Annotated in this window: 2 protein-coding genes; both read right to left on the bottom strand. The window is 41.5% G+C overall.

What is annotated here, in order from left to right:
- Nucleotides 1-60: 60 nt before the first annotated feature.
- Nucleotides 61-966 (bottom strand): IS3 family transposase, encoded by a 906-nt coding sequence (locus AC1DXF_RS29410; RefSeq protein WP_477452244.1) that lies wholly within the window; start codon nt 964-966, stop codon nt 61-63.
- Nucleotides 963-1334: transposase (locus tag AC1DXF_RS29405; RefSeq protein WP_477452243.1), on the bottom strand; the 372-nt coding region annotated here is incomplete at its 5' end. The genes AC1DXF_RS29410 and AC1DXF_RS29405, both read right to left, overlap by 4 nt.

Here is a 1334-nt window from a genome sequence, read left to right as displayed (position 1 = left end):
ACGTTTTTCTTTTTTTGCTTCTTTTTTTCTTTTTAAAAACGATAACGTTTTTGTGGACAACTAATCAGCCATGACCTCTTTTGCCGATCTTGTCGGAAAATAAGTCTTCCAGTTTCGCACAAGTTTTATTATCATACTATGAGCCAATGCTGGTGTAAGCATTGATATACTACTATGTGGCCTTAGATAGTTGTAAATGTTTATAGCCTTTGTTACCTCATTTCTTGCAGCATCCAGGTCTGTAAATACAGGCTTTAGTAATTCCATCTTTAAGATGCCGTTTACACGTTCAGCGATAGCGTTATCTCTCGGGTTACCACTTTGGGTCATGCTGATATTGATCTCACATTCTTTAAGGATATCCACATAATCTCCGCAGCAGTATTGTGATCCACGATCTGAATGATGAATAAGCCCCTCAATCTTTTTTCTGCCTCCTACAGCCATTTGCAGCGCCTGAACACAGCCATCAGCTTTGAGGCTGTTACTGACATGAAAACCAATGATCTTCCGGCTGTACGCGTCCGTTACTAAACTCAGAAAGGCATCTCTGTCACATAGCTCCAGGTACGTTATATCACTCACCCACAGTTGATCTGCCTTCGCAGGCACAAATTCTTTAATCAGATTGGGATGTTTCTTCATCCAATGATTGGAATCAGTTGTCCGGGGCTTGCCCCGGTGCCTTTTGTTCAACATACCATATTTGCCAAGCATCCTGAAAAAAGCATCCCTGCCCATATTTATAGCATGCTGCTTCATAAAAGGACCAATCAGAAAAAATAACTTTCGGCCGCCTATACGAGGTTGTATCTCCCGATAGTCTATCAGTTTTTGAATGATCAGTTCTTCTTGTAATGGTTCTTCTTCTTCTGAAAGACGGCGTTTATAATAAGCCTGACGGGTATAACCAGACAGTAAACATAGCCGGGTTAAACTTCCTCCCTGGCTTTGTTCTACTTTCATGACGGCCTGGTGCCAGCTTTTTTTCTGATGTTCGTGCCAAATTGTTCATCTGAAATATCTATTGTGGCCTCTAACAAACAGATATGAAGACGGGCCATCCGTAAAGCTTCCTGAAGTTCTTTAACCTCTGTTGGCATCTCATCTTTTCCTTTCGTGGCTTTTGATACTTCTAACATAGCCCGTTTACCCATCTCTTTCCTTTCCGCTATAACCCATCTTGATATTGCCGCACGGCTATATCCACTTTTCCTTGCCAATTTACGCATTGTCGTCCCACCTGCCAAGTATTCTATTACTACTTGCTCTTTCTCCGGTAATTTGTCCATTTTTTTGTCTTGATTGTGTAAACCCAGATCAGGACAAGTCAG

This window comes from Mucilaginibacter sp. P2_A5 (assembly GCF_056404995.1).
The sequence above is the reverse complement of the archived record's forward strand: the minus strand, read 5'-3'. Positions and strand labels throughout refer to the sequence as shown.

Coding starts and splice junctions, on each gene's coding strand:
- AC1DXF_RS29410 (WP_477452244.1), bottom strand. CDS start 966: ATGAAAGTAGAACAAAGCCAGGGAGGAAGTTTAACCCGGCTATGTTTA.